The sequence below is a fragment of the Cupriavidus basilensis OR16 genome (genome assembly GCF_000243095.1).
Taxonomy (GTDB): domain Bacteria; phylum Pseudomonadota; class Gammaproteobacteria; order Burkholderiales; family Burkholderiaceae; genus Cupriavidus; species Cupriavidus basilensis_D.
Map to the genome: position 1 here is coordinate 1 of NZ_AHJE01000299.1, position 361 is coordinate 361.

Here is a 361-nt window from a genome sequence, read left to right on the forward strand (position 1 = left end):
ACCAGGCCGAGTAGAAACGGAAAATATCCGGGGCCCATCTTGGCGGCTGTTCCCATGGAATAGCCGCGGGCGACCCAGGAAAAGCACAATCCGACCAGGATGAACATCAGGCCGGAGGCAAAGTCCTTTTGGCTGCGTATGCGCAAAACGATTCTCCTCAAAGTACGTGAAAGCTGTGCCCCTCCGCTCACAGGCTCTTTGCGTGCGGAGGTGGTCCGATCGGCAGGACGAACATGTTGTCCCTGCAGGATGGAACGAACATTAGAGAGGCGATCTTTCAGCTTGCTTTCATTTGTCTTGGTTTAGGGGTATTCACCGATACGCCTGGAAATCCCGCCAAATCACATACATCACGCCGCGA

General features: G+C 54.6%; 1 pseudogene. It reads right to left on the reverse strand.

Features of this window, described 5'->3' with window-relative positions:
* Positions 1-146: pseudogene (locus OR16_RS42735) on the reverse strand (tripartite tricarboxylate transporter TctB family protein); the annotation flags it as partial.
* Between the last annotated feature and the right edge of the window lie 215 nt (positions 147-361).